We start from the raw sequence: 26,276 nt of genomic DNA, 5'->3' as shown, positions 1-26,276 counted from the left end.
ATGTCTCATCCGGAAAGTCCAGAACCGCGTTTCGAACTCCTGAAGGCGGATGACTACACCCAATACCTGTTGCGCGAGACGCGCGAGATCGTGTTCGTGCTGCGCCAGCTTGCGTCGCGCCGCGCCAACATCACCGCCTATCTCGACGAAGGGCAGACCTTCTTTCCGACCTCCATCGTCGACATCTCGAGTGACGAGCAGCACCTGTTGATGGACCTCGGCCCGGATACCGGGCTGCATGCCCAGATACTCGCGGCGCAGGGCGTCCTGTGCATCACCCAGATGGACAAGGTGAAGATCCAGTTCATGCTGCACGACGCGCAGATCACCCAGCATGAAGGTTTCCCGACACTGCGCGCGCCCCTGCCCGCCAAGCTGCTGCGCCTGCAGCGCCGCGAGTACTACCGCCTCGCAGCGCCCAGCAGCGCGCCGCTGCGCTGCGTGATACCGGTTTCACCGATCAACGGCGAGCAGATCGACGCGCGCGTGCTGGACATCTCGGGTGGCGGCATCGCCGTGGTGGTCCCGCCACAAGGGCTCAGCTTCACGCCGGAGCAGGAATATCCGAACTGTCGCCTGGAACTGCCCGAGTTTGGCCCGATCACCGCCACCCTGCGCATTCGCAGCGTGTTCCGCATCGTCCAGCGCAACGGGGTGGAAACCATCCGTGCGGGATGCCAGTTCGTTGACCTGTCCCCGGCGACGGCCAACCTGATCCAGCGTTATATTCTCAAGGTCGAACGCGACCGCAAGCTGCGCGGCATCGAATAGTCCACCGTCCTGCGGTGAGGCCCCGCGGGACTCCGTGTCCCGCCCTCAGAAACCATGACCGTACATCTCACTGACACTGCCCGCGACGAGGCGCGCGGTTATATCTGGCTGTCCATCCTGGCCGCGCTCGCCACGATCACGCTCAAGCTGCTCGCCTGGCACCTGAGCGGCTCGGTGGGCCTGTTGTCCGATGCCCTGGAGTCCTTCGTCAATCTCGCCGGCGCAGCGTTCGCGCTGACCATGCTGGGCATCGCACGGACACCTCCCGACGACGACCACCCCTTCGGTCACAGCAAGGCTGAGTATTTCTCCAGCGGCTTCGAAGGCATGCTGATCTGTTGCGCGGCCGTCGGCATCCTGGTGACCGCGATTCCGCGGCTGATCCAGCCCCAGCCGCTCGAAGCACTGAACCTCGGTTTATGGTTTTCCGCCGCCAGCACCGTACTCAACTTCGTCGTCGCGCGCGTGCTGGCCGGTGCAGCGCGGCGCCTGCGCTCGGTGGCGCTGGAAGGGGATTCACGCCACCTGATGACCGACGTATGGACTTCGGTAGGCGTCATCGCCGGCCTGGTGGCCGTGCAACTGACCGGCTGGCTGGTACTCGACGCGCTGATCGCGCTGGCGGTAGCCTGCCACATCCTGCTCGAAGGCTGGCGACTCATGCGCGACGCGGTCCAAGGGCTGATGGACCAGGCCCTGCCCGCCGATGAACTGGCACAGATCGAGGCCGTGCTGGCTGAGTTCGCCGCCCGCGGCCTGCAGTTCTCCGGCCTAATGACGCGCCGCGCGGGCAGTCAGCAGTTCGTCCACCTGAACGTGCTGGTACCCGGTCACTGGCGGGTAGACGAGGCCCATGTGCTGCTCGACGAGATCGAAGCACGGGTGTCGGCCGCCGCCGGCGGCGCCCATACCACCACCCACCTCGAACCCCAGCCCTGAGCGGGGGCGCCCGATCGGGTAGAATCCGCGCCATGCTTTATTCCCTAGCCCGTCCTTTCCTGTTTGCGCTGGACCCCGAGAAGGCGCACGACTTTTCCATGTGGACCCTGCGCAACCTGGGGGGCTGGATGCCCGCCTGTGGCGCCATCGCCGGTACGCCGGTCGATGTCATGGGCCTGAGCTTCCCCAACCGCGTAGGCCTGGCCGCCGGCCTGGACAAGAACGGCGAGGCCATCGACGGCCTATCCGCCTTCGGCTTCGGCCACATCGAGGTCGGGACGGTGACCCCGCGTCCGCAGCCTGGCAACCCCTCGCCGCGCATGTTCCGCCTGCCCGAGCACCAGGCCATCATCAACCGCATGGGTTTCAACAACCATGGCGTCGACAACCTCGTCGCGCATGTGAAGGCCAGCCGCTACAAGGGCATCCTGGGCATCAACATCGGCAAGAACTTCGATACGCCGATCGAGCGCGCCACCGAGGACTACCTCGCCTGCCTCGACAAGGTGTATCCCGTCGCCAGTTATGTGGTGGTGAACATCTCCTCGCCGAACACCAAGAACCTGCGCCAGTTGCAGGGTGAGTCGGAGCTGGATGAGCTGTTGGGGCGCCTCAAGGCCCGTCAAGTGGAACTGGCCGAACAGCACAGCAAGTACGTCCCTATCGCCCTGAAGATCGCACCAGACCTGGATGAGCAGCAAATCATCAATATTGCCGACGCGCTGCGTCGCCATCGCATTGACGCGGTGATCGCCACCAACACCACGCTGTCGCGCGCGGGAGTGGAAAGCCATCTGCATGCGGGCGAAGCTGGCGGCCTGTCGGGTGCGCCGCTGCGCGAGAAGTCGACCGCCGTGGTCGCCGCACTGGCCAGGCAACTTGCCGGCGAGCTGCCCATCATTGCGGTCGGCGGCATCACCGAAGGCCGGCATGCGCTGGAGAAACTCGAAGCCGGCGCCAGCCTGGTCCAGATTTACACCGGCTTCATCTACGGTGGCCCCAGGCTGGTGCGCGACTGCATTGCCACCACGCGGGACTTCGTTGCCGCCCCCGTCGCCTGATCAGCGCGGCCGCCGATTCAGTTCCTGCATAAGCTGATAACCCGCCAGCGATTGGATGCAGGCGGCGGGTGCAGGATAATCCGCGGTCTACCAAGGAATCCCGGATGTCTCACTACATCTTTCTCGTCATTGGCGCGGTCCTCGTCAACAACGTGGTCTTCGTGCGCATTCTCGGGCTTTGCCCCTTCATGGGCGTGTCCAAGAAGCTGGACACGGCCATCGGCATGGGCGCGGCGACCACCTTCGTGCTGACCCTGGGCTGCGGCAGCAGCTACCTGATCGAGCACTTCCTGCTCGAACCCTTCGATATCGGCTACCTGCGCACCCTGTCCTTCATCGTGGTGATCGCGGCCATCGTGCAGCTCACCGAACTGGTGATCCAGAAGACCAGCCCGGTGCTGCACCAGGTGCTGGGCATCTATCTGCCACTGATCACCACCAACTGCGCGGTGCTGGGCGTGCCGCTGCTGTCGGTGAACTACCGCCACAATTTCCTCGAAGCCCTGCTGTTCGGTTTTGGCAGCGCGGCAGGTTTCACCCTGGCGCTGATCCTGTTCGCCGGCATCCGCGAGCGCCTGGAAGGCGCCGATGTGCCGACGCATTTCAAGGGCACCGCCATCGCCTTGGTGACTGCCGGCCTCATGAGCCTGGCCTTCATGGGCTTCGCCGGTCTGGACAAGTACTGACATGCTCTCCGCGCTTCTCATCATGCTGGCCCTGGCGCTCGCGATCGGCGCCGTGCTGGGCTATGCCTCGCTCAAGTTCAAGGTCGAAGGCGATCCGCTGGTCGACAAGATCGACGCCATCCTGCCCCAGACGCAGTGCGGCCAATGCGGCTTCCCCGGCTGCAAGCCCTATGCCACCGCCATCGCCAGCGACGAGGCCGACATCAATCAATGTCCGCCCGGCGGCGAGGAGGGCATCCGCAAGCTGGCTGATCTGCTGGGGCGCGAGTTCAAGCCGCTCAACGCCGAGAACGGCGTGGAAAAGCCGAAGTCCGTTGCCATCATCGACGAGAACACCTGCATCGGCTGCACCCTGTGCATCCAGGCTTGTCCGGTCGACGCCATCTCCGGCGCGGCCAAGCAGATGCACACCATCATCGCGCCGCTGTGCACCGGCTGTGAGCTGTGCATCGCCCCCTGCCCCGTCGATTGCATCACCATGATTCCCGTGCCCGAGACGGTCGAGACCTGGAAGTGGCGTTACCCGGTCATCCCGCTCAAGCAAGAAACGAAAGTCGCCGCATGAACGCCGCGAACCAGATCATCCGCAAGCTGTTCCAGTTCAATGGCGGTGTGAAGCCGGCCACCAACAAAGACGCCTCCACGCGCGAACCGATTGCCACCCTGTCGCTGCCGGCGCAACTGGTCATCCCCCTGCATCAGCACGTCGGCGGTCAGGCCACGCCCTTGGTCAAGGTCGGCGACCTCGTGCTCAAAGGCCAGCGCATTGGTGAAGCGGATGGCAACGTGTCGGCCGCGACGCATGCCTCCACTTCCGGCCGCGTTGTCGCGGTGGAGCCGCGCGTGATGGCGCACAGCTCCGGCCTCAGCGTGCTCTGCGTGGTGCTGGAGCCGGATGGTGAAGAACGCTGGATCGAAGCCGCCACGCTGGACTGGCAGGCCGCCAGCCCGGCCGCGATCCGCGACCATGTGCGCGATGCCGGCGTCGTAGGCCTGGGTGGCGCGGTCTTCCCCAGCCACCTGAAGCTGCGTCCGGGCAAGGGCACGCCGATGAAGACCCTGGTCATCAACGGCGCGGAATGCGAGCCCTACATCACCTGCGACGACATGCTGATGCGCGAGCGGCCCGGCAAGATCCTGGCCGGCATACGCATCATGCAGCGCCTGCTCGAAGCCGAAGAGGTGCTGATCGGTATCGAGGACAACAAACCGGAAGCCATCGCCAGCCTGCAGGCCGCCTGCGCCGCGCTGGGTGATACCCGCATCGCGGTGGTAGCGGTACCGACGCGCTACCCGGCCGGTGGCGCCAAGCAACTGATCCGCGTGCTGACCGGCATCGAGGTGCCGCACGGCGAGCGCTCCACCGACTACGGTGTGCAGTGCTTCAACGTCGGCACCGCCTACGCCATCCATGAAGCCGTCGAACTGGGCCGCCCACTGGTATCGCGTATCGTCACCGTTGCCGGCAACGTGGAAGCGCCGCGCAACTTCGAGGTGCTGTTCGGTACGCCCATGAACCACCTGGTCGCCCAGGCCGCACCGCGCCCGGACACCGACAGCTACATCATGGGCGGCCCGATGATGGGCTTCCGCATGCCTGCCTTCGACGTGCCGGTGGTCAAGGCGACGAACTGCGTCCTGGCCTCCAGCGCCAGCGTGTTTGCGCCGCCACCGCCCGAAATGCCCTGCATCCGCTGCGGGGAATGCGCGCGCGCCTGCCCGGCCGACCTGCAGCCTTTCGAGCTGTACTGGCACGCCCGCAGCAAGAACTTCGGCAAGGCACAGGAATACCACCTGTTCGACTGCATCGAGTGCGGCTGTTGCGCCTACGTATGCCCGTCCACGATCCCGCTGGTGGACTACTACCGCTTCGCCAAGAGCGAGATCTGGGCGCGCGAGCGCCAGAAGGATGCGGCCGACGTGGCACGTGACCGCTTCGAGTTCCGCAATGAGCGCATCGAGCGCGAGAAGCGCGAGAAGGCCGAGAAGCTGGCTGCGCGCACCTCGGCTGGCCGCGCCGCCGCCCCGGCCGAAGGTGCACCGGCCGGCAGCGCGCCCGCACCGACCCCAACGGCGGAAGACGACCCGAAGAAAGCCCTGATCGCCGCCGCGCTGGCTCGCGCGCAGGCGCAGAAGGCAGCCACGCAGCCAGCCAATACCGAGAACCTGACGCCGGCGCAGCAGGCCCAGGTCGATGAGGCAGAGAGCCGCCGCAAACCGCTGGCCGAGGCCGGCGACACGACAGGCAGCGAGGGCTGAACCCATGAGTCGACGCGTGAACTGGGGCATCCTGGGCTATGCCCGCATCGCCCGCCTGTCCGCCATCCCGGCCATTCTGCGCAGCCCGAATGCGCGCCTGCATGGCGTGGCCTCGCGCGATGCGGCCAAGCTTGCCGAATGCCAGGCGCATTTCCCGCAGGCCGGTGAGATCGTGGCCTACGACAGCTACGAAGCACTGCTGGCCGACCCGGCGATCGATGCGGTCTACATCCCCCTGCCCAACTCGCTGCACAAGCCTTGGACGCTCGCCGCGCTGCGCGCCGGCAAGCATGTGCTGTGTGAAAAGCCGCTCGCCCTGGACGCCGCCGAAGCCGCCGAGATGATCGCCGCCGCGCACGCCGCCGGCCGGCTGCTGATGGAAGCCTTCATGTACCGCTACACCGACCGCGCGCAGAAGATCGCCGAGGTGGTACGCAGCGGTCGCCTGGGCAGGCTGCGCCACATCAACGCCTCGTTCCGCTTTTTCCTCGATCGCCCCAACACGATCAAGGTCCAGCCAGGCCTGGGCGGCGGCGCGCTGTATGACGTGGGCTGCTATCCGGTGAACCTGCTGGGGCTGATCACGGGTAGCGTCCCGCAGCAAGTGCACGCGCTGGCCGACATGGACAATGGCGTGGATGTGAACCTCTCGGCCGTGTTGCGCTATGACGACGGCCTGATCGCCAACATCCACTGCGGCTTCAACGCCGCCGCCTACATGCACGCCACGCTGATCGGCACGGATGGCGTGCTGGAATGCAGCGACACCTTCGTCGACTTCCGCGGTCACCTGACGCTGCGCGACAAGGAAGGCACCCGCCTCATTCCGGTGGATGAGTCCGACCGTTACGCGGCGGAATTCACCGACTTCTCTACCGCCATCCTCAATGGCTGCCAGCCGGCCCTGAGCCTGGACGAAAGCCTGCGCAACATGCAGGTGCTTGACCTGATCCGCGCCAGCCTGGCCGGCCAACCCAGCCCGCATACCCGCAACGCATGAGCGCCACCCACAATTCTCCCTACGTCCGGGCCCAGGCCAGCGTCACCCAGGTGATGCTGAAAGTCCTCTTGGCCCTGGTGCCGGCCTACCTCGCCTATGTCTGGCTGTTCGGCTGGGCCATCCTGCTGCAGACCGCGCTGGCCGTAGCCACCGCCCTGGTATGCGAAGCGGCAGTCCTGAAAGCGCGGGGCAAGCCACTCGCCCTGCACCTGTGCGACCTGTCGGCGGTGGTAACAGCGGTGCTGATCGCGCTGGCCTTCCCGCCCATTGCGCCCTGGTGGATCGTTGTCGTGGGCAGCGCCATCGCCATCGTAGTCGCCAAGCATCTCTATGGCGGTCTTGGCCAGAATCCCTTCAACCCGGCGATGGTGGCCTACTGCGCCATGATCGTGGCCTTCCCTGCGCTGATGTCGAAATGGCCGGCCGATCTGGCGATGCAGGCTGTCGCTACCGCCGAGTTCCTGCAGGTCACGCCGCAGGCGGGCCAGGTACCACTGGATGCACTGACCGGCGCAACGCCGCTGGACGCGCTGCGCACCGGCCTGCTCAGCGGCACGAGCTCGGTGAGTCAGCTTCTGGGCGACCCTGCCATCTTCGGCCTCCTGGCCGGCCGCAGTTGGGAGTGGATCGCCCTGGCCTACCTGCTGGGCGGGCTGTGGCTGGTACAGCAGAAGATCATCACCTGGCACATCCCGGTGGCCTTCCTGGGCACGCTGGCGCTTGTCAGCGGCGTGTTCTGGCTCACCGACAGCCAGCATTACGCCTCGCCACTATTCCATCTCATGGCCGGCGGCAGCATGTTGGGCGCGTTCTTCATCCTGACCGACCCGGTGTCGGGCGCCACCACGCCGCGTGGCAAGCTGCTCTTTGCCGCCGGTGCGGCCCTCATCACCTACCTGATCCGCGTGTTCGGCAACTACCCCGACGGCGTGGCCTTCGCCACCCTGTTGATGAACCTGTGCGTGCCGCTGATCGACATGAAGACCCAGCCGACCGTGTTCGGCCACAAGAAGTGATCGCGCGATGAAGGAACCCACGCCCCTCGGTCTCTCGGTGCGCACCGCAGCCATCATGATGGCTTTCACGCTGGTGTTCACCGCGCTGATGGCCGGCACCTACCAGGCCACCAAACCGGCCATCGAGCAGAGCGCGGCCGAAGCGCGCCTGCGCCTCATCAACGAAGTGCTGCCGCCCGCGAGCTATGACAACAAGCTGCTCGCCGATGCACTGAAGCTGGGCCCGACGACCGAGCTCGGCTTGCGGGATGGCGGTGAAATCCTGCGCGCCCGCAAGGACGGCCGGATCGTGGCCCTGGTGCTCGAAGCCGTGGCGCCGGATGGCTATGCAGGCGCGATCAAGCTGATCCTCTCGGTCGATGCAGCGGGCCGCATCGGCGGCGTGCGCGTGACCGAACACAAGGAGACGCCGGGCCTGGGCGATTACATCGACCCCCTGAAGGACAAGAACAAGGCCCAGCCCTGGGTGGGCCAGTTCAAGGGGCGTGAGACCGACACAGCCGCCCGCCTGAAGGTGCGCAAGGACGGTGGAGACATCGATTACATGAGCGGCGCGACGATCTCGCCGCGCGCAGTCACCAATGCCGTGCGGCGGGCACAGGAATACGTGCAGGCCCATCGTGCCGAGCTGTTCAAGGAGTAAGCCATGAGTCAGGTGAATTGGCGTGAGATTGCCTGGAACGGGGTATGGAAGCAGAACACCGGCCTCGTCCAGTTGCTGGGCCTGTGCCCGATCCTCGCGGTGTCGACCACGCTGGTCAATGGCGTGAGTCTGGGCTTGGCCACCATCCTGGTGATGGCTTTGTCCAACGGCGTGGTGGCGGCACTGCGAAACCTGATCCCGTATGAGATCCGCATTCCGGTTTTCATCCTGATCATTGCGGCCCTGGTGACGGTGCTGGATCTGGCGATGAATGCCTGGCTGCACTCGCTGTACCTGGTGCTGGGCATCTTCGTGCCGCTGATCGTGACCAACTGCATCGTGCTGGCGCGGGTGGAAGCTTTTGCCGCCAAGAACGGAGTGCTGGCTTCGACAATCGACGGTGCCGCCATGGGTGTGGGCCTGGTGGTGGTGCTGGCGATCCTCGGTGCGGCACGCGAAGTGCTGGGCAGCGGCACGCTGTTCGCCGGCATCGAGATGATCATCCCCGGCGCGCAACCGATCCATGTGCTGCCGGCAGACTACCCGGGCTTCCTGCTGGCCATCCTGCCGCCCGGTGCCTTCATCGCCCTGGCCTGCCTGATCGCCGGCAGATCCTGGCTCAACGCGCGTGCCGAAGCGCGCGCCAAGGCGCAGCCGCCGGCGCCGGTCGCCACCCAGTCCGCCTGAGCGACACGCGATGGCACGCCCGATGAGCAAGGCCGCCATTGCCGAGGCCTTCGCGCGCTGGCAGGCGGCCAACCCTGAACCCAAGACCGAGCTGGAGTACGCCACGCCCTTCCAGTTGCTGGTGGCCGTGGTGCTGTCGGCCCAGGCCACCGACAAGGGCGTGAACCTCGCCACGCGGAAGCTCTTTCCCGCCGCACCGACACCCGAGGCCATGGCCACGCTGGGTGAGGACGGCATTGCGGACTACATCAAGACCATCGGCCTCTACCGCAACAAGGCGAAGAACGTGGCCCAGCTCTCACGCATGCTGCTGGAACGCCACGCTGGCGAGGTGCCGCGCAGCCGCGAGGCCCTCGAAGCCCTGCCCGGTGTCGGCCGCAAGACCGCCAACGTGGTACTCAACAGCCTGTGGCGCGAACCGGTCATGGCGGTGGATACCCACATCTTCCGCGTGTCGAACCGCATGGGGCTCGCCCCCGGCAAGGACGTGCTGGCGGTCGAACAGGCCCTGCTGCGCCGGGTGGCGAAGGATTACCTGATTGACGCCCACCACTGGCTGATCCTGCATGGCCGTTACGTGTGCACCGCGCGCAGCCCCAAGTGCGGCGAATGCATCGTGCGCGACCTGTGCGGCAGCACCGACAAGACCGTCTGAACCCGGAGTCCTTACAGCATGTTCAGCCCCACCCGCGACCAGGCCCGCCTGTTCTTCATCGAGGCCTGGCGCAAGCATGGCCAGGGCGAAAGCCTCACCGCCCTGGAGGATGTCGCCGCCGAGCTGATCAGCCAGCATCCCGAGTACCACGCCCTGCTCGCTTCGCCCGAGGCGGCGGACAAGGACTTCAGCCCTGAGGACGGGCAGATCAATCCCTTCCTGCACCTCTCGCTGCACCTGGCGATCCACGAGCAGCTGACGATCGACCAGCCGCCCGGCATCCGCGCAGCCTATGACGCCTGCCTGGCGAGGCATGCGGGCGACCGTCATGCGGCACTTCACGTCGTTCTGGAAGCATTGGGTGAGACGATCTGGCAGGCCCAGCGCGATGGCAGCGGCCTGGATGCGGGCGCCTATCTGGAGCGAGTCCGCCAGCGCGCCGGATGATGCTGGCGCACATCAAAACAAACGATTACCAGCCGTTTATCGTCAATAAGTTCATGTTCTAAAAGATCTAGCACGTCTTGGTTAACCCTTATTACGAAATTGACAGTTAACCGCTTACCTTTAGCGTACTGCCTCCTCGATGAGGTGGTCACGACAATCACTGGAGGTAGACATGAACCTGTTTTTCCCACGCCCCTGGAGGGGCGCTGCCATTGCGCTGGCCGGCATCGGGATGTTCGCGCTGTCAGCGACCGCCGCCGCTTCGCAAGTGACGGCACGCATCGACGAGGACACGACTTCGCGCACGAAGTACGACGTTTTCATCAAGAACACCACGGGCAGCACACTGAGCAACGTATCCGCGCGGGTATACGTCGACCTGTCCGAGGTCATCGCGTCTGGCCTCACGGCGGCCAACGTGAAGTGCGACGAGCGCTACGATCCGTCTGGCGCCACCTGTACGCTGGTGCAGTACAGCGGCAACATCTACTACGCCAAGCTGACGTTCGCCAACAGCATCGCGTCCAATGTGGAAGTGCAATACAAGATCACCCTGCGCCTGTCCGACTGGTCCAGCAACTGGAGCAGCACCAACGACTACTCGCGCGTCGGTCTGACGAGCAGCAACAGCGTGACCACGCGGATTCCGGTGTATTCGGGCAGCACGCTGATCTCCGGCACCAATCCTAGCGGCGGCGGCTCCAGCTCCTCGTCGTCGTCCAGCTCGTCAAGTTCGTCCAGCTCTTCCAGCAGTTCGAGCAGCTCCAGTTCCTCCTCAAGCAGCTCCAGCTCGTCGAGCTCCTCCTCGAGTTCTTCCTCATCCAGCTCTTCCTCGTCGAGCAGCTCATCCTCCAGTTCCTCCTCCAGCTCGAGCAGTTCCTCCGGCGGCGCCCTGCTCTATCGCCAGAACTTCGACGCCCTGCCCACCGGCCAACTGTGGACCAACAACCTGGACAGCGCGAAACCCAAGGCCCGGCCCGAGAACGCGTTGGTCACCTCGGGCTGCGGCGTGAGCGGCAACTGCCTGCGCATCGTCTATCGCCATGCCGACGGCATCCACAAGGCACCGCCCTCCAGCCCGGTGTTCGTCAACGATGGTGGCACGATCAACTGGGCCGCCGCCGACTCGACGCACACCAACACGGCGACCGATGTGATCCAGCAGAACCTGCCGATCAGCGGCCTGCTCGATACCAGCAAGAAGACAGATACCCCGTCGCCGCGCAAGACGATGACGCTGAGCTACAACGTCTACTTCGAGCCGGGCTTCGACTTCGCCAAGGGCGGCAAGCTGCCGGGCCTGGCCTCGGAGCAATTCGACAGCGGCTGCACGGAAGACGGCAACAACAAGCGCAGCACCGGCAACTGGAGCGTGCGCCTGATGTGGCGCGCCAACGGTCGCCTGGAGCTGTATTCGTATGACCAGACACGCCCCTCCGGTGCCTGCGGCATCACGCGCAAGATCGACGAAGTGGCGGGCGAGCCGGCGCACGAGATCCCGGGCCAGATCCCCAATGACGGCAAGTTCCGCTTCCAGACCGGCGTGTGGTACACGATCCGCCTGTCGGTGAAGATGAACGACAACGGCGCGGTGGTCTATCAACGCGATGGCAGCGGCAACGTGGTGCGCGACGAGTTCGGTGACCCGATCGTGCTGTCCGGCAACGGCGAAGTGAGCCTGGCGATCAAGTCGGCCGACGGCGCTACCAAGCGACTCCTGGTCTATCCGAACGTCGCCCTGCGCGACGAGTGCAACGGTAGTTGCCCGGGCACGGTACCCGACAGCGCCGCCACGCAGATCAACGCCTTCTTCTTCAGCACCTTCCACGGTGGCAACGAGACCAAGCGCCTGACCTGCATCAACGAAGCCCAGAGCACGCTGACGACCCTGGTGCAGAACCCGCTACCCAGCTTCAGCGGACTGACGCAGGCACGCTTCAACCAGCTCTGCGCCTCGCAGATGAGCAACAGCGTGTATTCCGACCTGACCTGGAACCCGCTGACGCCCTCGGCAGCACGCTTCGACAACATCACGGTGACAGAGGGCTACACCAACGCGCCGTTCTGATCTGGACGTGAGTAAATGATGAACCGGGATACCCTGAGGTATCCCGGTTTTGCTTTGTATGCCCCCGCCCCAAGCACATCGCCCCTGCGCAGATTGGGACCCAGCGGCTTTGCCTTTCCTGTCTATCGGGCCGAAAACCCAGGAAAGACGCTGGATTTCTGCCCCCGATCGGGTCGAGGGCAGGCTCTACGCAGGAATGACGGCGTGGGTGAGAGTCAGCCTGCTTATCCTCTCTCCCCGCTCTGACGAGGAGAGTATTTGCACGCCGGCCACGTCTATCCTGACCCCGCCTCGTCGCCCCTGCGCAGGCAGGGGCCCAGCGTCTTTACCTTTCCTGCTGCCCTGGCTTAGGGCACTGGATTCCTGCCCCCGATCGGGTCGAGGGCAGGCTCTGCGCAGGAATGACGGGTTTTCCAAGCGAGGCCGCGACGCGCCTACTTCAGCAAAGTCGCCAGTGCGGCAAGCGCTGGTGTCTCCTTGATCCCCTGCACCACCAGATCGGCCATGGCGTGAGCGCCCGCTTCCTGGAAGTGGGTGGTGTCCGGGCTGGCCAGGGTGCCGCTGCTCTGCGTCTTGTAGTACGGATAGCGCGCATCCGTCGGGTCGATCGCGAGCCAGTAGGACTTCCAGTCGGCGGAATGCGCGTTGGCGAAGGCAATGGACTTGGCCTCCAGGTCGATCAGCGGAATCGCATTGGCGATCGCCGTGTCCTTGACCGTCTGACTGTAGTCGCCGATGAAGGCAAAACCGTTCGCCGCGTTCTGGCTGGTGAAGTGATTGGGCACTACCGGGCGCGTGTCGCCGGACTGATAGGCGGTCTTGCGATCCACGTTCCAGTAGCGCGTGGTCGGCGTCATGATGAAGGGCGTGGCGCCGGCGGTGCGGGCCGACTGGATGTAGTTTTCCAGCGAGGCCTGGAAAGACATCTCCGGCTTGCCGGCCGGGAACTGCCGCACGCCGCCGGCGGCGTTCGGGTAGCTGCACAGGTTGGCCACGTCGGCCGCGCCGCGCACCGCCTTGCTCGCATCGCAGTTCTGGTCGTTATGTCCGTGATTGATGATCACGTAGTCGCCCGCCTTCATGAAACGCGCCATCTGCCGGTACCAGCCGCCGTTGTAGAAGTCGCGGGAGGAACGCCCGGCGCGTGCGCCGTTGAGCACCTTCACGCCGCTGCCGTCCTTGAACTTGCTCTCGAACACCTGCCCCCAGCCCATGCGCGGTAGGCGTTCCAGCTCGTAGGTGGCGGCCGTCGAGTCGCCCACCACCAGCACGCGCACGCTGGCAGCCTTGATCTCGGCCAGCTCCCGCACCGCCCGCTTGTAGTCCAGCGGCTCGTAGGGACCGCTACCCAGCAGACCTACGATGGGCCGGAAGCTGATGTCGGTGAGCACGGTATGGGCCGACTCGCCACTGTTGTTGTCGTAGTTGCGGGTGTGGTTGATCACGTCCAGCACCGCGTCCACACCCTTGCCATCGGCCTCCATGGGCGTGGTGACCGGATCGAAGGCCTCGACCTTGGCCACACCCGCCTCACTCAGCGCGGTTTTGAAGCCGGCGCGCATCAAGCTCATCGCGGTGTCCAGCGCGGCGCCGCTGACGCTGGGCGCCTTACCGCTCTCCACCATCTGCTGCGGACCGATGAACTTGAGACTCACCGCCAGATCGGACGCCACGCGGTCGGTCAGCGGGTTCAGGTTGGCCACGTTGCCGGCCTGGGCGCTCAGGTTCGGCAAGTAGGCCGCCAGGCAACGCGCGCGCAGGCTGCTGTTGTAGCGGCAGTTGGTATTGCCGCCCGCCTCGATGGCCGACAGCAACAGCGGCGCCTGCAGGCCATCCACCACCAGGGTATAACGGCCGCGCGCATCGGCCGTGGCGGTCTTCTTCTGCCCCAGGCTGTCGACAACGGTAATGCTGGCGCCCGCCAGTGGGGCGCCAAGGGCGGCGACGCCAGTCAGGGTGGTGGCGGGCGGGGCTTCATCATTGCCCCCGCCACCGCAGGACGCCAGCACGACCGCCAGTAGCCCCAGGCTCAGTGGCCGGGCCATTCCCATGCGTTTCATCTTGTCTCCTCGTCTGTTCTGGATACCCGATGCGCATATGCGCAGCGACACGGATTACCGTGGCGCGCAGCCTGCGCCGCGCGCGCTGGCTTGTCCTGATAGCGATTGCTGCTTTACAGTCGAGCGCAGGCAACGGGATGGGGCCGCGCCGAACGAACGCCCCGCCCGCCCTGCAGTGCCCCGATCGTCATGCCCTTGCCCCCGCCCCAGATGGACCTGCCGCGCCCCAGCCCTGCCGCCGACGCCGTACCCGCCCCCGAGCCGCACGAAGCCATCCAGCGCGTGGTGAAGATCCGCCGCGACTACAACACCTGGGTCGCCAACGAGACCATGGAGGACTACGCGCTGCGCTTCACCCCGCGCAGCTTCCGCAAATGGACCGAGTGGCGCGTCGCCAACACCGCCTTCGGCGCCGCCTCCTTCCTGGTGCTGGAAGCAGTGGGTGCGACCCTGCTGGTCAACTACGGGTTCATCAACGCCTTCTGGGCGATCCTCGCCACCGGGCTGATCATCCTTCTGTGCGGCCTGCCGATCAGCCTCTACGCGGCCCGCCACGGGCTGGACATGGACCTGCTGACGCGCGGCGCCGGCTTCGGCTACATCGGCTCGACCATCACCTCGCTGATCTACGCCAGCTTCACCTTCATCTTCTTCGCGCTGGAAGCGGCCATCATGGCCTACGCGCTGGAGCTGGCCTTCGACATCCCGCCCTGGCTGGGCTACATGATCTGCGCGCTGGTGGTGATCCCGCTGGTGACGCACGGCGTCACCGTGATCAGCCGCCTGCAGACGCTGACCCAGCCGATCTGGCTGTTTCTGCTGGCCCTGCCCTTCATCTTCGTGCTGGCCAAGAATCCGGGCGTACTGCAGGGGCTGGCCGCCTACCCGGGGCAGGACGGGCTGGGCGGCGCTTTCAATATGGCCTTGTTCGGCGCCGGCCTCACCGTGGGCATTGCGCTGATCACGCAGATGGGCGAGCAGGTCGACTACCTGCGCTTCATGCCGGAGAAGACGCCGGCCAACCGCCTGCGCTGGTATGCCGGCGTACTGGTGGGCGGACCGGGCTGGGTCATCATGGGGGTCGCCAAGATGCTCGGTGGCTGCCTGCTGGCCTATCTGGCCCTGCGCAATGAGGTACCGGCCGAACACGCGGTCGACCCCAACCAGATGTACCTGGTGGGTTTCGAGTACGTGTTCTCGCGCCCCGGCATCGCCATCGCGGTGACCGCCTTCTTCGTCATCGTGTCGCAGTTGAAGATCAACGTGACCAATGCCTACGCCGGCTCGCTGGCCTGGTCCAACTTCTTCGCGCGGCTGACCCACAGCCACCCGGGGCGCATCGTGTGGGTGGTGTTCAACACATTGATCGCGTTGGCGCTGATGGAGCTCAACGTGTTCCGCGCGCTGGGCCAGGTGCTGGGGCTGTACTCCAACATCGCCATCTCGTGGATGGTGGCGGTGGTGGCCGATCTCGTCATCAACAAGCCGCTGGGCCTGTCACCCCCCGGCGTGGAGTTCAAACGCGCCCACCTGTACGACATCAACCCGGTGGGCGTGGGCGCGATGCTGATCGCCTCCACCCTGTCGATCTGCGCCTACGTGGGCCTGTTCGGCCCCACCGCCCAGGCCTTCGCCTCCTTCATCGCGCTGGCGGCGGCCCTGGTCAGCGCGCCCCTGATCGCCTGGGCCACGCGCGGCCGCTACTACCTGGCGCGCCAGCCGGCGGCCGGCACACACGGACGTCATGCCCATCGCTGCGTGATCTGCGAGCGCGAGTACGAGTCCGACGACATGGCGCACTGCCCCGCCTACCAGGGCGCGATCTGCTCCCTGTGCTGCTCGCTGGACGCGCGCTGCAACGATCTGTGCAAGCCCGAGGCCAAGCTCTCCGCCCAGTGGTCGGCGGTGCTGCGCCGCCTCTTGCCGCGCAGCGCCTGGCCTTACATCGACACCGGCCTGGGCCATTACCTGCTGCTGATGGGCACCATCCTCACCTTCCTGTCCGCGCTGCTGGGCCTGCTGTACCTGCATGAGCTGCAGATCCTCGAGCCCCATGAGCACGCCCTGATACCGGCGCTGCGGCTGGCCTTCCTGAAGGCCTTCGTGGCCTTGCTGATGGTCAGCGGCATCGTCGCCTGGTGGCTAGTGCTCACGCACAAGAGCCGGCAGGTGGCGCAGGAAGAATCGAACCGCCAGACCCACCTGCTGATGCGCGAGATCGAGTCGCACAAACGCACCGACGAGCAACTGCAGCGCGCCCGCGTGGTGGCCGAGCAGGCCCGCGCCGCGGCGGAACAGGCCAATCAGGCGAAGAGCCGCTACATCACGGCGATCAGCCACGAGCTGCGCACGCCGCTCAACAGCATCCTCGGCTACGCCCAGATCCTCGACAGCGACCCCTCGATCCCGGCCCATCGCCACCAGGCCATCAACGTGATCCGGCGTAGCGGCGACCACCTGCTGTCACTCATCGAAGGCACCTTGGACATTGCCCGCATCGAGGGCGGCAAGCTGCGCCTGGAGGTGCGCGCACTGGACTTCGCCGACATGCTGCAACAGCTCGTCCGCATGTTCGAACTGCAGGCGCGCAACAAGGACATCGGCTTCCGCTTCGAGGGGCCGGGCGAGATTCCGCAGGTCGTGCGCGCCGACGAGAAGCGCCTGCGCCAGATCCTCATCAACCTGCTCGGCAACGCGGTCAAGTTCACCGAGCAGGGCGGCGTCGTGCTCCGCCTGCGCTATGCCTACGACATGGCCACCTTCGAGATCGAGGACAGCGGCCCCGGCATCTCCGCGGACGAGATCGCGCGCGTCTTCGAGCCCTTCTCGCGCGGCGCGGCGGCGCAGGGCAACACCAGTGGCACCGGCCTCGGCCTGACCATCGCCAAGATGCTGACCGACCTCATGGGCGGCGAGCTGAGCCTGCGCAGCACGCCGGGCGTGGGCAGCACCTTCACCGTGCGCCTGTTCCTGCCCCAGGTGCACTCCACCCAGGCGGCACGCGAGTTGCCGCGCGAGCGACGCAACGGCTACCTGGGCCCGCGCCGGCGCATCCTGATCGTCGACAACGAACAGGTCGACCGCGAACTGCTGATCAGCATCCTCGCGCCACTGGGCTTCGAGCTGGACCAGGCCGCCTCCGGCATCGAGTGCCTGGAGGTGCTCCCCCGCTTCCAGCCCGAACTCGTCTTCATGGACCTTGCCATGCCCGGCATCGACGGTTGGGAAACGATCCGCCGCATCCGCGCGCAATACGGCGAGGCGGCACCACATATCGCCGTGATTTCGGCCAATGCCTTCGACAAGGGCCTGGAGAACGAGGTGGCCCTCCCCAGCGAGGACTTCATCCTCAAGCCGGTGCGTGTGCACGAGTTGCTGGACTGGATCGGCCACCGCCTGCAACTGGAATGGCGCGAGCAGGATGCCGCCCCCCCGCCCCCGCCGCCGCCTGCCAGCAGCGGCCTGCTGCCCCCGGTGGACAAGCTGGAAGCCCTGGCCGAGCAGGTCAAGCTGGGCTATGTACGTGGGGCCGAGGCCGTGCTGCAGCAGATCGCCGCGCTGGACCCCGGCCACGCCCCTTTCGTACAGTCCATGCGCGAGCAACTGCGCCAGTTCCAGCTCGACCGCATGAGCCAGCAACTCAAGAACCACCTCGATGCCACCCAGCCTTGATCGCCTGAACACCGACATCGTACTGATCGTCGACGACGTGCCGGAAAACCTCTCGGTGCTGCACGACGCACTGGACGAATCCGGCTACACGGTGCTGGTCGCCACCAATGGCGAGAGCGCCCTGCAGCGCGCGCGCCAGAGCCTGCCCGACATCATCCTGCTCGACGCCCTGATGCCGGGCATGGACGGCTTCGAGGTCTCGCGCCGCCTCAAGGCCGACTTCTCGACCCAGCACATCCCCATCATCTTCATGACCGGGCTGACCGAGACCGAGCACGTCGTCGCCGCCTTCAACGCCGGCGGCACCGATTACGTCTCCAAGCCCATCCGCACCGGCGAGGTCATCGCGCGCATCGCCACCCACCTGCAGAGCGCGCGCCAGATGAAGCAGGCACGCTCCGCGCTCGACGCCTTCGGCCAGGCCACCATCGCGGTACGCCCGGACACCGGCCGCCTGACCTGGCAGACCGCGCTCGCCCGCCGCCTGCTCGCCGCCTACTTCAGCCACGACGGCGAGCATGCGCCAGCCCCCCTGCTCGACTGGATTGCCGCCAGCCTACAACGCCGCCGCAACGCGCCGGACAGCGAGATCACCCCGCTCCACATCATCCAGTCCGCCCGCCGCCTGACCCTGACCCTGCACGACCAGACCAGCGAGGGCGAATGGCTCATCGTGCTGCGCGAGGAATCGGACAGTGCCACCATCGAAGCCCTGATCGCCACCTTCCGCCTCACCCTGCGCGAAGCCGAGGTGCTCTACTGGGTGATCAAGGGCAAGACCAACAAGGACATCGGCGACATCCTCGGCACCAGCCCGCGTACCGTGCACAAACACCTGGAGCACGTGTTCGAGAAACTCGCGGTCGAAACCCGCACCGCCGCCGCCAACCTGGCCATCAGCCGACTGCGCGGGTAGTGCCTCTCCGCTCTTCCTCCCACCCCAAAGACACTGGATTCCTGCCTGCGCAGGAATGACGAATGACGGACTGCGCGGCACAGTCTCTCCATGCCGTCGTCCCTGCGCAGGCAGGGACCCAGTGGCTTTGATTTGTTGTCGATTCAATCTAGCTTGACTGCTCGAAAGAACCCCAGCCCACAGGCGATACAAGTCACAGACTGCGTTCCACCCGAGCAACTCGCGCTACGCCTACGCCCCCATCCTGTCTAGCGGCGACAGCACCCCCAAACCGCCACGATTGAGCACATGGGTGTAGATCATCGTCGTGCTGACGTCCTTGTGCCCCAGCAGCTCCTGCACCGTACGGATGTCCTGCCCCGTTTCCAGCAGATGCGTGGCAAAGGAATGGCGCAAAGTGTGCGGCGACACTTGCTTCTCAATACCCGCCAGCTCCGCCGCCTTCTTCACCGCCCGCTGCACCCGCTTCTCATCCACGTGATGCCGCCGCACCACGCCCGACACCGGATCGCGCAAGTAAGCCGCCGACGCAAACACGTAGTGCCAGCGAAACTCCTGTGGGGCTCGCGGATACTTCTCTGCCAGTGCGTGAGGCAAGTAAACACTGCCGTACCCCTTCTCCACGTCCTGCCGATATTGCACCTGACGCTTTCGCACCTGCTCGCGCAAGGGCTCCAGCAGACTGGCCGGCAGCATCGTCACGCGATCCTTGTTGCCCTTGCCCTCGCGCACCACGATCTCGCGGCGCACGAAGTCGACATCCTTCACGCGCAGACGCAGGCACTCCAGCAGACGCATTCCCGTGCCGTACAACATGCGTACGATCAACTCCATCTCCGGCCCACCTTCCACCGCATCCAGCAAGGCCGTCACCTCGCGTCGGTTCAGCACCGAAGGTAGGCGCGCCGGGCGCTTCGCGCGCGTCACCTCGTCCAGCCAAGGCAGCGCCTGACCCAACACCTCCTGATACAAGAACAGGATGGCCGACAAAGCCTGCCCCTGTGTGGCGGCCGCCACATTGCGCTCCACCGCCAGCGAAGTCAGGAAGGCCTCCACCTCGACCTTCCCCATCTCCCGCGGATGGCGCCGGTCATGGAAGAGCAAAAAGCGCCGCACCCAGCTCAGGTAGGCATCCTCGGTCCGCAAGCTGTAGTGCTTCAAGCGCAGCCGATCCCGCATGACCGCCAAAACCCCCTTCTGCCCACCCACAGCCCCCACTCCAGCCACGCTGCTCATGGCGCTTGCTCCCCTATCACTGGTTGCTGTATAAAAACACAACAATCAAATGCTGTAAATAACCACAGGTCAGAAGGGTTCGGGTCCGAAGGCCCTGAGAAACGCGAACTGCATTGCCAACTAGCGACGATGCTCAGCCTCCCGAAAGGGCAGGCAGCAGCGATCCACTTCACACTCAACGATGTGATCGGCATCATGACGATCGAAAGTGTTATCCGACAGGATATGCACCAGTCTCAAGTCCCAAGGTATTGATTAATCAACACTTGGCATCAAGTCCAGCGCGTTATCAGACAGGTTTATTGGACAAGATGTCGTCTACTTAACGTTAGAGCGCATCAATGTCATTGCTTTGGGTCGCTATCGTCTCGGGGGTAATGCTCTTGGCTCTGCTGGCGTACTTGGCGTTATGGTTTGCTGCTTACCAGGCCACGCCCAATATTCGTAAGCGCCCATTTCGACCCACTGCACGCAATTGGGTTTGTAGGAAACTACAACTCCAGCCCTACAAGGCACATTCACTAAAACAGGCGCCCAATGGTGGATCATTAAACGGCAAAGTCATACAGACAGACCACTGATTGGGGACATTCTTGACCATTGAGACCTTGGGTGGGCAGCAAAATCCGTCAAGTGTTCTGTAACGACCAGCGGGTGAAACTCAGCATCTCCTTGCGGTTCTATAGATCCCGCTACTTGACCGATGCCACCGCTTGGGTCGCGTGCTTCACGACCTCGACGATCTTCAGCCCACCATCAGGTGCCGACTCGTTCTCCAGGTAACCAGACGGTGTGATGGCGAAAATCGACTTAGTGGTTTCCATTAGTACCGCATTACGAGCGGCATCGTCACTGGCGGCCTTGCTAAAGGCCTGGAATGTCCGCAGTGCATTTGCCCGGTGCTTGTTGATTGCGCTCTGATGCCGGGCTGGCGTTCAAATCTTTCCGTGTCGTAGAAGACAAGAACTCCCGCTATGCTCCCACCGAAGCCTAACAATTCCGTCGAGAGGGACCGCCTGCAAGCTGCGCTTGCAGGTTCCCTTCGCGGCTTCGCCGCTACGGCGGCCCCTCACGTCAAACGTTAGAGGGCACAGTGAACTCGCCACACGAAGACGTCGAACTTAGGGCTCCAGTTTGGCAGGCGCTCGGTGAGTTCTTCTTGGACAATGAGCCGCACTTGGAATATGTAATTCGCGTCTGTTCGGAGTCTCCTTATTCACTAAAGGAGCTAGATCAAATTCTCCTTAGTGAGGTTTGGCCTGCGCTAAGTCCAAACCTTGCTTCTATGGTCGGAGAATGGGCAGGGTGGGACCGTGAGTGGCTTTCTCAAAGGGTGTTGGCGAAGCACAGCACAGGCTCTTCTAGATTTTGGTGGCTTAATCCAGCCAAGCTGTTTTTTTGTTCGGCATGGTTACGTGTTCGTAAAGAAATCGAGAAAAAGCGTTCCAATGAACCAGCAGCCCTCTAACACTACAGTCGAGCGGGACAGCCAAAAGCTGCGCTTTTGGTTCCCTGCGCTTCGCTCCGGCTGCCCCTCACTTCCACGTTAGGCAGGCCATAAATGTTCGTCTTCGAAATTACGAAACCTGGCACATGGCTTGAACTTGATGATCGCGACCGATCACGATTTTTTGAAGACCACATCGATCATCTGATATCGAGTTTTTACGAAGCCAATGTGGCATTGAATTTATTCGTAGCCGCAAGAGAGGCCGCCACCAATCAAATGACTCGCGACCAGTGGGAGAAGGACAATGAACGACGCAGGGAGATTCGGCAGGGACTTGAACCGGAAAATCGCGTCAATTTTGATTTTGAACTCTCTCGCAAACTAGATTTCGAGGCTGAAATCATGTTCAAGCGCGAACAATGGAGCCGAGGCGTACTTCCAAGAAAGTTTGAGCATGAGCCGTCATTGCTTTATGCACGTGCTTTTCTTTTTGCACTTGATTCTTTTGATAAGTTTTTGAAAATTTTGGCCGATGAGCCAGACGCCCCATCTTCACTACCTGATATACATTCTCAGTTTTGCCAAAAGTTTCCGGATCTACGCGCAGTAAGAAATTCTGCCCAGCATAAAGAAGATAGAGCGCGGGGCCTCGGCGTTGGCGGGAAAGCCTTGGATTTGAAGGGGATGAGCAACAACATGATTCATGCCCCAAACGCGAAAGTACTGGTATTAAACTCTCTAAATGGTTCGCGGTACGGAAATACTATGGCAGATGGCTGCTATGGCGAAGTTGACGTGAGTCCAGATGCAATGAAGGAACTAATGTCCATTCTTCAAGCAACAATAAATGCTTTCTCTTGGAAGGGATCGGCTTCACATTATCCCCAATAGATTAAATAGCATTTTATGAGCGAACTGCGTAGTCTCAACGTTGAAGTGCAACGGTAGTCAGGACGCATGGTAAATCTCCTTGGGGGTTTTGAATTGAAGTCTTTTGCGGGGTCGAGTATTTAATTCATTGGCGATCCAGTCGCAGTGAGCTTGGCTCAGTTGGCTCATGCAAGTGCCCTTGGGGAGGTACTGACGGATCAAGCCATTGAGGTTTTCGTTGGCCCCGCGCTCCCAGGAGTGGTACGGGGTGGCGAAGTAGCAGGTGACAGGGAAACGGGCTTCGAGTGCCTTGTAGTCGTGGAACTCGGTGCCGTTGTCCAGCGTGAGGGTATGAAACCGACCCGCCTGTTCGGTGAGTGCCTGGCTGGCGGCCCGCGTAACTTGTGCGCTCGTCCTGGCCTTTAGTTTCTTGATGATGGCGTAGCCGGTTTTGCGTTCCAGCAGCGTGAGGATGCAGTGATGCTTGTCCTGGCCGATGACCGTGTCACCTTCCCAGTGCCCCAGGTACAGGCGCTGTTCAATCTCTTCTGGCCGCTCGGAAATATGGCGTTTGCCCGCCAGTACGCCGCGCGAATCCTTGCTGGCGTACCGCTTGCGCACCGCCTTGCACATGATGCGCAGGCATTTGAAGAGCGTGCCCCCCGCACGCTTGTCGCGCAGGACATGGCGGTAGATCGTCTCAGGACTGATGCGCCACTGCCCGGCTGCCCGCAGCGTGCCGCTGATCTGTTCCGGGCTCCATTTCTGGCGCAGCCACCCTTCGATCTGTTGCCACTGTGCCGGGCTGAACCAGGAGCGGCGCCGTGCCCGCCGTCGCCTGGCCGTGGCGTACTTGTGCGCTTTCTCCGCGCGATAGTGGCCGTCGTGATGGGTGCGGTTTCGCCGCAACTCTCGGCTGATCGTGCTGGCTGCGCGCCCCATCTGCTGGGCGATCTGCGCTTGCGAGAATCCCGCAAGCCGCAGCCCCGTTATGCGGTATCGTTCCTCTCGGGTGAGCTGGTGGTACTTATTCATCAACGCTTCCTTTTTCTTGGCCGGAAATGGAAGCGTTCAGTATCCCAGTTCGCCCGCCTATTTCAGGGAGCGTTGCACTTCGTCTTTGAATCCGCGTCCCCTAACCCTACAGTCAAGCGGACCGCCACAAGCTGCGCTTGTGGTTCCCTCCGCGCTTCGCGCTCCGGCGTCCGCTTACTTCCACGTTAGCCGTCTTCCAACCATGAACGATACGCCTGAAGAATTTCGTAAGTTCGCTTGGAACAACACAACGTTTCATGTGCTCAAGAAATCAAAAGATGAGTTCATCCTTGTTTTCGATAGCATGTCTTTGGCAACGGAACCGGCGAGAAGAATCGAGATGTCGTTCCTTAACCCAATCAATGAGTGGTCATCTCTTTGGGACCCCGCGTCAAATGAATGGATCGAACACACAGACAATGTTCATCCAATCGGAGACAAAGTGATTGAGGCCACCGCGAAACAAGTAAACAAAATGAGGTTCAGCTTTGGCGGAAATCATTCACTAGGCTGGGCTCGTTGGGGTTTCACGGCTGATGCTTTCAAAATCTCCGAGGTATCAACGTGACGGCTAACCCTACAGTCAAGCGGACCGCCACAAGCTGCGCTTGTGGTTCCCTCCGCGCTACGCGCTCCGGCGTCCGCTTACTTCCACGTTAGAGCGCACATGTCTCCCGAGCAGCTTCACTGGACTGAGAGCAATATCGAAAGCATTTCGGTTTCAGGCCGAGAGCTAGTAGTGATTGCGTCTCAGGTTTTTGCTTTGGGCGCTGCGGGCGGCCCGTTGAAAGTAAAGGTCACCTACTCAAACGTAGCTAGCGCTACGCGCGAAGTCACCGAATACATCGGTGATCCAAAAGAGAGTCCAGAATTCAAAGAGCCGCGCATCTATCAGGACATTGAGCCTTCGGATCTTCCCAATGTGAAAACCTACGGCATTGAGGGCATTTCCACATTTAGCCCCGTTGCGTGGATTGATCTTGAAGTTCAAGCCCAGGGAGCTTCCGTTGAGATTCTGTAATTCAAAACCATCACGGATTTGGCGAAAGCGCTCTAACCCTACAGTCAAGCGGACCGCCACAAGCTGCGCTTGTGGTTCCCTCCGCGCTTCGCGCTCCGGCGTCCGCTTACTTCCACGTTAGCCTCTTTGTTTCGGTTGTGAATTGAGCGTCGTGCCGGTGGGCTCCGAATCGAGAGCGCGCCAGGTTGGGAGTTGGTTTTCATTGTGAGCGCCGCGTCACTCTTTTCGTTGTCGGCGTTCATGCCGTTGAGATTTGCCGTGTCGCTTGATCGTGAGGCGTTGTATCTTCGGTTTGCCCGATAGGTTTGTAATTTGGCGTTCGGGTTCGTTGATGTTTTTAGTTTTGTCCCGGTGGCACGGCTTTTTCCGTGCTCTTGTTTATTTGGCGTCCGGCGCGGTGGCTGATGAATTGTCAAAGTTTTTGGCTAACAATTCAGTCGAGCGGGACGCCCAAAAGCTACGCTTTTGGGTTTCCTCGCTACGCTCGGCGCCCCTCACCTCAAACGTTAGGCAGCATAATGCGGCGCTTGTTTTCGAGGCTTGGCCCTGATTACGCTCCACCTAGGGAGCAGAAGTCGCTCCTGCGGTCGATATCGTTATTCGGGTGGCTAGTCCTTTTTATTGGCTTTTCTTCAGCCGGCTCATTTCTTGTCGGCTTGCTGTTCGGTGAGGTTCCGTTTTTACTCCCTGGTAGGTCCCGTGGGGTGTTCTTCCACGCTAGCTTCACTTCATCACCACTCTGGTTTTCCGTCCTAATGGCAGTAAATGCCGCGCTCTCCATTACAATATTTTCTCTATTCATTCGCTGGGTGCGCGAGCGTAGTCGCTAACCTCCACCAGACCAAGAATTACAGCCGAGAGTACATTTCTCTTGCCTAAACCAATGCCGCCCAACCAATCCGTCGAGAGGGACCGCCCACAAGCTGCGCTTGTGGGTTCCCTCCGCGGCTTCGCCGCTACGGCGGCCCCTCACGTCAAACGTTAGCGCCATGCGTTTAAGCGAAACGAAATCCCAGCCAAAGCTTTTGCGAGCGCGGTGGTTTTCCTTTTCGCTTCCATGCCCAGCCCGTGCTGAACTCGGCACAGCACGCAGCCCCATCCTTTTTAATCAGCCCTACACAACCCATCCCGGTTTGGCGCGGGGTACTTCGCAAACCCGCCTGGCCGATGTGCCGGCCGTTGCCGTTCTGGCTCCTGTTTGCCGTTTGTGGGCGCACAAGAATTCACGCAGTTCGTGTGGCACAGTTCAGTCGGTTCGGGGCGGTTCGCATCGCCGGCCTGCTTTCCAGCGGGCTTCCGCTAACCCGGCAGTCGAGAGGGACAGCCCAAAGCTGCGCTTTGGGTGCCCTACGCCGCTTCGCGGCTCCGGCTGCCCCTCACTTCTACGTTAGACGTCTTCAATGAGCCATACGCATAATTTCTCAGAATCGGATTGGCCGTTTAATGTGCCAATAAATTCTGCCTCGTTCACTACGAAGTACGTGATTGACGGCTCTCGCCCGATTCTTGAGGTTTATCACGATCATGATGGTGAGTGGCAATTTATGTGTGGCACAACAAATGCATCTGAAGATGCAAAGCTCGTGTGCCTCGGTTGCATGATGGAGCGCGACCAATCACTCTTTCAGCTCGCCGATTTGCCTGCTGGCTGGGTTGCCTACCGTGAAACACCCACGCAACAATGGTCACGTGAAGCGTATGAAGATAGCGATGCCGAAGACGACGTCTAACCCTGCAGTCGAGCGGGACAGCCACAAGCTGCGCTTGTGGTTCCCTGCGCTTCG

At 62.9% G+C, this 26,276-nt stretch carries 23 protein-coding genes; 20 read left to right on the top strand and 3 right to left on the bottom strand.

Annotated elements, in window-relative coordinates:
• The 13 genes from NMB43_RS09370 to NMB43_RS09310 all read left to right on the top strand — a co-directional run bounded on the left by NMB43_RS09370 (window position 1) and on the right by NMB43_RS09310 (window position 12,232).
• Window positions 1-771, top strand: coding sequence for a flagellar brake protein (locus tag NMB43_RS09370; protein WP_494351889.1), 771 nt, complete (start codon window positions 1-3; stop codon window positions 769-771).
• A gap of 54 nt (window positions 772-825) precedes the next feature.
• Window positions 826-1,710 carry a cation diffusion facilitator family transporter gene (locus NMB43_RS09365; protein WP_494351888.1) on the top strand — a complete coding sequence of 295 codons (885 nt, stop codon included), beginning with the start codon at window positions 826-828 and terminating at the stop codon, window positions 1,708-1,710.
• A gap of 32 nt (window positions 1,711-1,742) precedes the next feature.
• Window positions 1,743-2,771 carry a quinone-dependent dihydroorotate dehydrogenase gene (locus NMB43_RS09360; RefSeq protein ID WP_494351887.1) on the top strand — a complete coding sequence of 343 codons (1,029 nt, stop codon included), beginning with the start codon at window positions 1,743-1,745 and terminating at the stop codon, window positions 2,769-2,771.
• Window positions 2,772-2,875: 104 nt separating this feature from the next.
• Complete coding sequence (gene rsxA / locus NMB43_RS09355; RefSeq protein WP_494351886.1) at window positions 2,876-3,457, top strand: electron transport complex subunit RsxA; 582 nt, start codon at window positions 2,876-2,878, stop codon at window positions 3,455-3,457.
• 1 nt (window position 3,458) lies between these two features.
• Window positions 3,459-4,022 (top strand): electron transport complex subunit RsxB, encoded by a 564-nt coding sequence (gene rsxB / locus NMB43_RS09350; RefSeq protein ID WP_494351885.1) that lies wholly within the window; start codon window positions 3,459-3,461, stop codon window positions 4,020-4,022.
• On the top strand, window positions 4,019-5,716 hold the full coding sequence (gene rsxC / locus NMB43_RS09345; RefSeq protein ID WP_494351884.1) for an electron transport complex subunit RsxC: 1,698 nt from the start codon (window positions 4,019-4,021) through the stop codon (window positions 5,714-5,716). The genes rsxB and rsxC overlap by 4 nt, the downstream gene beginning before the upstream one ends.
• Window positions 5,717-5,720: 4 nt before the next feature.
• A complete protein-coding gene (locus tag NMB43_RS09340) occupies window positions 5,721-6,716 on the top strand; it encodes a Gfo/Idh/MocA family protein (RefSeq protein WP_494351883.1) in 996 nt (331 codons plus the stop codon).
• Entirely contained in the window at window positions 6,713-7,732 is a 1,020-nt protein-coding gene (locus tag NMB43_RS09335; RefSeq protein WP_494351882.1) for an RnfABCDGE type electron transport complex subunit D, read from the top strand. The genes NMB43_RS09340 and NMB43_RS09335 overlap by 4 nt, the downstream gene beginning before the upstream one ends.
• A 7-nt stretch (window positions 7,733-7,739) precedes the next feature.
• Window positions 7,740-8,375, top strand: a complete 636-nt coding sequence (gene rsxG, locus NMB43_RS09330; RefSeq protein WP_494351881.1) for an electron transport complex subunit RsxG — start codon at window positions 7,740-7,742, stop codon at window positions 8,373-8,375.
• A 3-nt stretch (window positions 8,376-8,378) separates the two neighbouring features.
• Window positions 8,379-9,062, top strand: coding sequence for an electron transport complex subunit RsxE (gene rsxE / locus NMB43_RS09325; RefSeq protein WP_494351880.1), 684 nt, complete (start codon window positions 8,379-8,381; stop codon window positions 9,060-9,062).
• Between the two features lie 22 nt (window positions 9,063-9,084).
• On the top strand, window positions 9,085-9,717 hold the full coding sequence (gene nth, locus NMB43_RS09320; protein WP_494351879.1) for an endonuclease III: 633 nt from the start codon (window positions 9,085-9,087) through the stop codon (window positions 9,715-9,717).
• Between the two features lie 18 nt (window positions 9,718-9,735).
• Complete coding sequence (locus tag NMB43_RS09315; RefSeq protein WP_494351878.1) at window positions 9,736-10,164, top strand: DUF1841 family protein; 429 nt, start codon at window positions 9,736-9,738, stop codon at window positions 10,162-10,164.
• 172 nt (window positions 10,165-10,336) lie between these two features.
• Window positions 10,337-12,232: a polysaccharide lyase gene (locus NMB43_RS09310; RefSeq protein WP_494351877.1), complete on the top strand. Its 1,896-nt coding sequence runs from the start codon at window positions 10,337-10,339 to the stop codon at window positions 12,230-12,232.
• Window positions 12,233-12,666: 434 nt separating this feature from the next.
• Here the strand turns inward: NMB43_RS09310 and NMB43_RS09305 are convergent, their stop codons facing one another.
• Window positions 12,667-14,292, bottom strand: coding sequence for an SGNH/GDSL hydrolase family protein (locus NMB43_RS09305; protein WP_494351876.1), 1,626 nt, complete (start codon window positions 14,290-14,292; stop codon window positions 12,667-12,669).
• Window positions 14,293-14,481: 189 nt separating this feature from the next.
• Between NMB43_RS09305 and NMB43_RS09300 the strand changes: the two genes are divergently transcribed.
• Together NMB43_RS09300 and NMB43_RS09295 are read left to right on the top strand one after the other, a co-directional pair.
• Entirely contained in the window at window positions 14,482-17,964 is a 3,483-nt protein-coding gene (locus NMB43_RS09300; RefSeq protein ID WP_494351875.1) for an ATP-binding protein, read from the top strand.
• Window positions 17,948-18,880 (top strand): response regulator, encoded by a 933-nt coding sequence (locus NMB43_RS09295; protein WP_494351874.1) that lies wholly within the window; start codon window positions 17,948-17,950, stop codon window positions 18,878-18,880. The genes NMB43_RS09300 and NMB43_RS09295 overlap by 17 nt, the downstream gene beginning before the upstream one ends.
• 231 nt (window positions 18,881-19,111) lie before the next feature.
• On the opposite strand, the gene NMB43_RS09290 is transcribed toward NMB43_RS09295, so the two are convergent.
• Window positions 19,112-20,116 carry an integron integrase gene (locus NMB43_RS09290; RefSeq protein WP_494351873.1) on the bottom strand — a complete coding sequence of 335 codons (1,005 nt, stop codon included), beginning with the start codon at window positions 20,114-20,116 and terminating at the stop codon, window positions 19,112-19,114.
• Between the two features lie 1,093 nt (window positions 20,117-21,209).
• On the opposite strand from NMB43_RS09290, the gene NMB43_RS09285 reads away from it, so the two are divergent.
• Window positions 21,210-21,584 (top strand): DUF7079 family protein, encoded by a 375-nt coding sequence (locus NMB43_RS09285; protein WP_494351872.1) that lies wholly within the window; start codon window positions 21,210-21,212, stop codon window positions 21,582-21,584.
• 93 nt (window positions 21,585-21,677) lie between these two features.
• The gene (locus NMB43_RS09280) at window positions 21,678-22,457 is read left to right on the top strand and encodes a hypothetical protein (RefSeq protein WP_494351871.1); all 780 of its coding nucleotides are present in this window, start codon (window positions 21,678-21,680) and stop codon (window positions 22,455-22,457) included.
• A gap of 57 nt (window positions 22,458-22,514) precedes the next feature.
• Here NMB43_RS09280 and NMB43_RS09275 read toward each other — a convergent pair whose 3' ends face one another.
• Window positions 22,515-23,471, bottom strand: a complete 957-nt coding sequence (locus NMB43_RS09275; protein WP_494348244.1) for an IS30 family transposase — start codon at window positions 23,469-23,471, stop codon at window positions 22,515-22,517.
• 202 nt (window positions 23,472-23,673) lie between these two features.
• On the opposite strand from NMB43_RS09275, the gene NMB43_RS09270 reads away from it, so the two are divergent.
• The 3 genes from NMB43_RS09270 to NMB43_RS09260 all read left to right on the top strand — a co-directional run bounded on the left by NMB43_RS09270 (window position 23,674) and on the right by NMB43_RS09260 (window position 26,222).
• Complete coding sequence (locus tag NMB43_RS09270) at window positions 23,674-24,039, top strand: hypothetical protein (protein ID WP_494351870.1); 366 nt, start codon at window positions 23,674-23,676, stop codon at window positions 24,037-24,039.
• Between the two features lie 99 nt (window positions 24,040-24,138).
• Window positions 24,139-24,492, top strand: coding sequence for a hypothetical protein (locus NMB43_RS09265; RefSeq protein WP_494351869.1), 354 nt, complete (start codon window positions 24,139-24,141; stop codon window positions 24,490-24,492).
• 1,400 nt (window positions 24,493-25,892) lie between these two features.
• Window positions 25,893-26,222, top strand: a complete 330-nt coding sequence (locus NMB43_RS09260; protein WP_494351868.1) for a hypothetical protein — start codon at window positions 25,893-25,895, stop codon at window positions 26,220-26,222.
• Window positions 26,223-26,276: the final 54 nt, after the last annotated feature.

The sequence above is a fragment of the Uliginosibacterium sangjuense genome (assembly GCF_059132465.1).
The sequence above is the reverse complement of the archived record's forward strand: the minus strand, read 5'-3'. Positions and strand labels throughout refer to the sequence as shown.

Coding starts and splice junctions, on each gene's coding strand:
- NMB43_RS09265 (WP_494351869.1), top strand. CDS start 24,139: ATGTCTCCCGAGCAGCTTCACTGGACTGAGAGCAATATCGAAAGCATT.
- NMB43_RS09270 (WP_494351870.1), top strand. CDS start 23,674: ATGAACGATACGCCTGAAGAATTTCGTAAGTTCGCTTGGAACAACACA.
- NMB43_RS09280 (WP_494351871.1), top strand. CDS start 21,678: ATGTTCGTCTTCGAAATTACGAAACCTGGCACATGGCTTGAACTTGAT.
- NMB43_RS09340 (WP_494351883.1), top strand. CDS start 5,721: ATGAGTCGACGCGTGAACTGGGGCATCCTGGGCTATGCCCGCATCGCC.
- NMB43_RS09300 (WP_494351875.1), top strand. CDS start 14,482: ATGCCCTTGCCCCCGCCCCAGATGGACCTGCCGCGCCCCAGCCCTGCC.
- NMB43_RS09295 (WP_494351874.1), top strand. CDS start 17,948: ATGCCACCCAGCCTTGATCGCCTGAACACCGACATCGTACTGATCGTC.
- rsxE (WP_494351880.1), top strand. CDS start 8,379: ATGAGTCAGGTGAATTGGCGTGAGATTGCCTGGAACGGGGTATGGAAG.
- nth (WP_494351879.1), top strand. CDS start 9,085: ATGAGCAAGGCCGCCATTGCCGAGGCCTTCGCGCGCTGGCAGGCGGCC.
- NMB43_RS09275 (WP_494348244.1), bottom strand. CDS start 23,471: ATGAATAAGTACCACCAGCTCACCCGAGAGGAACGATACCGCATAACG.
- rsxB (WP_494351885.1), top strand. CDS start 3,459: ATGCTCTCCGCGCTTCTCATCATGCTGGCCCTGGCGCTCGCGATCGGC.
- NMB43_RS09335 (WP_494351882.1), top strand. CDS start 6,713: ATGAGCGCCACCCACAATTCTCCCTACGTCCGGGCCCAGGCCAGCGTC.
- NMB43_RS09365 (WP_494351888.1), top strand. CDS start 826: ATGACCGTACATCTCACTGACACTGCCCGCGACGAGGCGCGCGGTTAT.
- NMB43_RS09305 (WP_494351876.1), bottom strand. CDS start 14,292: ATGAAACGCATGGGAATGGCCCGGCCACTGAGCCTGGGGCTACTGGCG.
- NMB43_RS09290 (WP_494351873.1), bottom strand. CDS start 20,116: ATGAGCAGCGTGGCTGGAGTGGGGGCTGTGGGTGGGCAGAAGGGGGTT.
- NMB43_RS09370 (WP_494351889.1), top strand. CDS start 1: ATGTCTCATCCGGAAAGTCCAGAACCGCGTTTCGAACTCCTGAAGGCG.
- NMB43_RS09260 (WP_494351868.1), top strand. CDS start 25,893: ATGAGCCATACGCATAATTTCTCAGAATCGGATTGGCCGTTTAATGTG.
- rsxG (WP_494351881.1), top strand. CDS start 7,740: ATGAAGGAACCCACGCCCCTCGGTCTCTCGGTGCGCACCGCAGCCATC.
- rsxC (WP_494351884.1), top strand. CDS start 4,019: ATGAACGCCGCGAACCAGATCATCCGCAAGCTGTTCCAGTTCAATGGC.
- NMB43_RS09360 (WP_494351887.1), top strand. CDS start 1,743: ATGCTTTATTCCCTAGCCCGTCCTTTCCTGTTTGCGCTGGACCCCGAG.
- rsxA (WP_494351886.1), top strand. CDS start 2,876: ATGTCTCACTACATCTTTCTCGTCATTGGCGCGGTCCTCGTCAACAAC.
- NMB43_RS09315 (WP_494351878.1), top strand. CDS start 9,736: ATGTTCAGCCCCACCCGCGACCAGGCCCGCCTGTTCTTCATCGAGGCC.
- NMB43_RS09310 (WP_494351877.1), top strand. CDS start 10,337: ATGAACCTGTTTTTCCCACGCCCCTGGAGGGGCGCTGCCATTGCGCTG.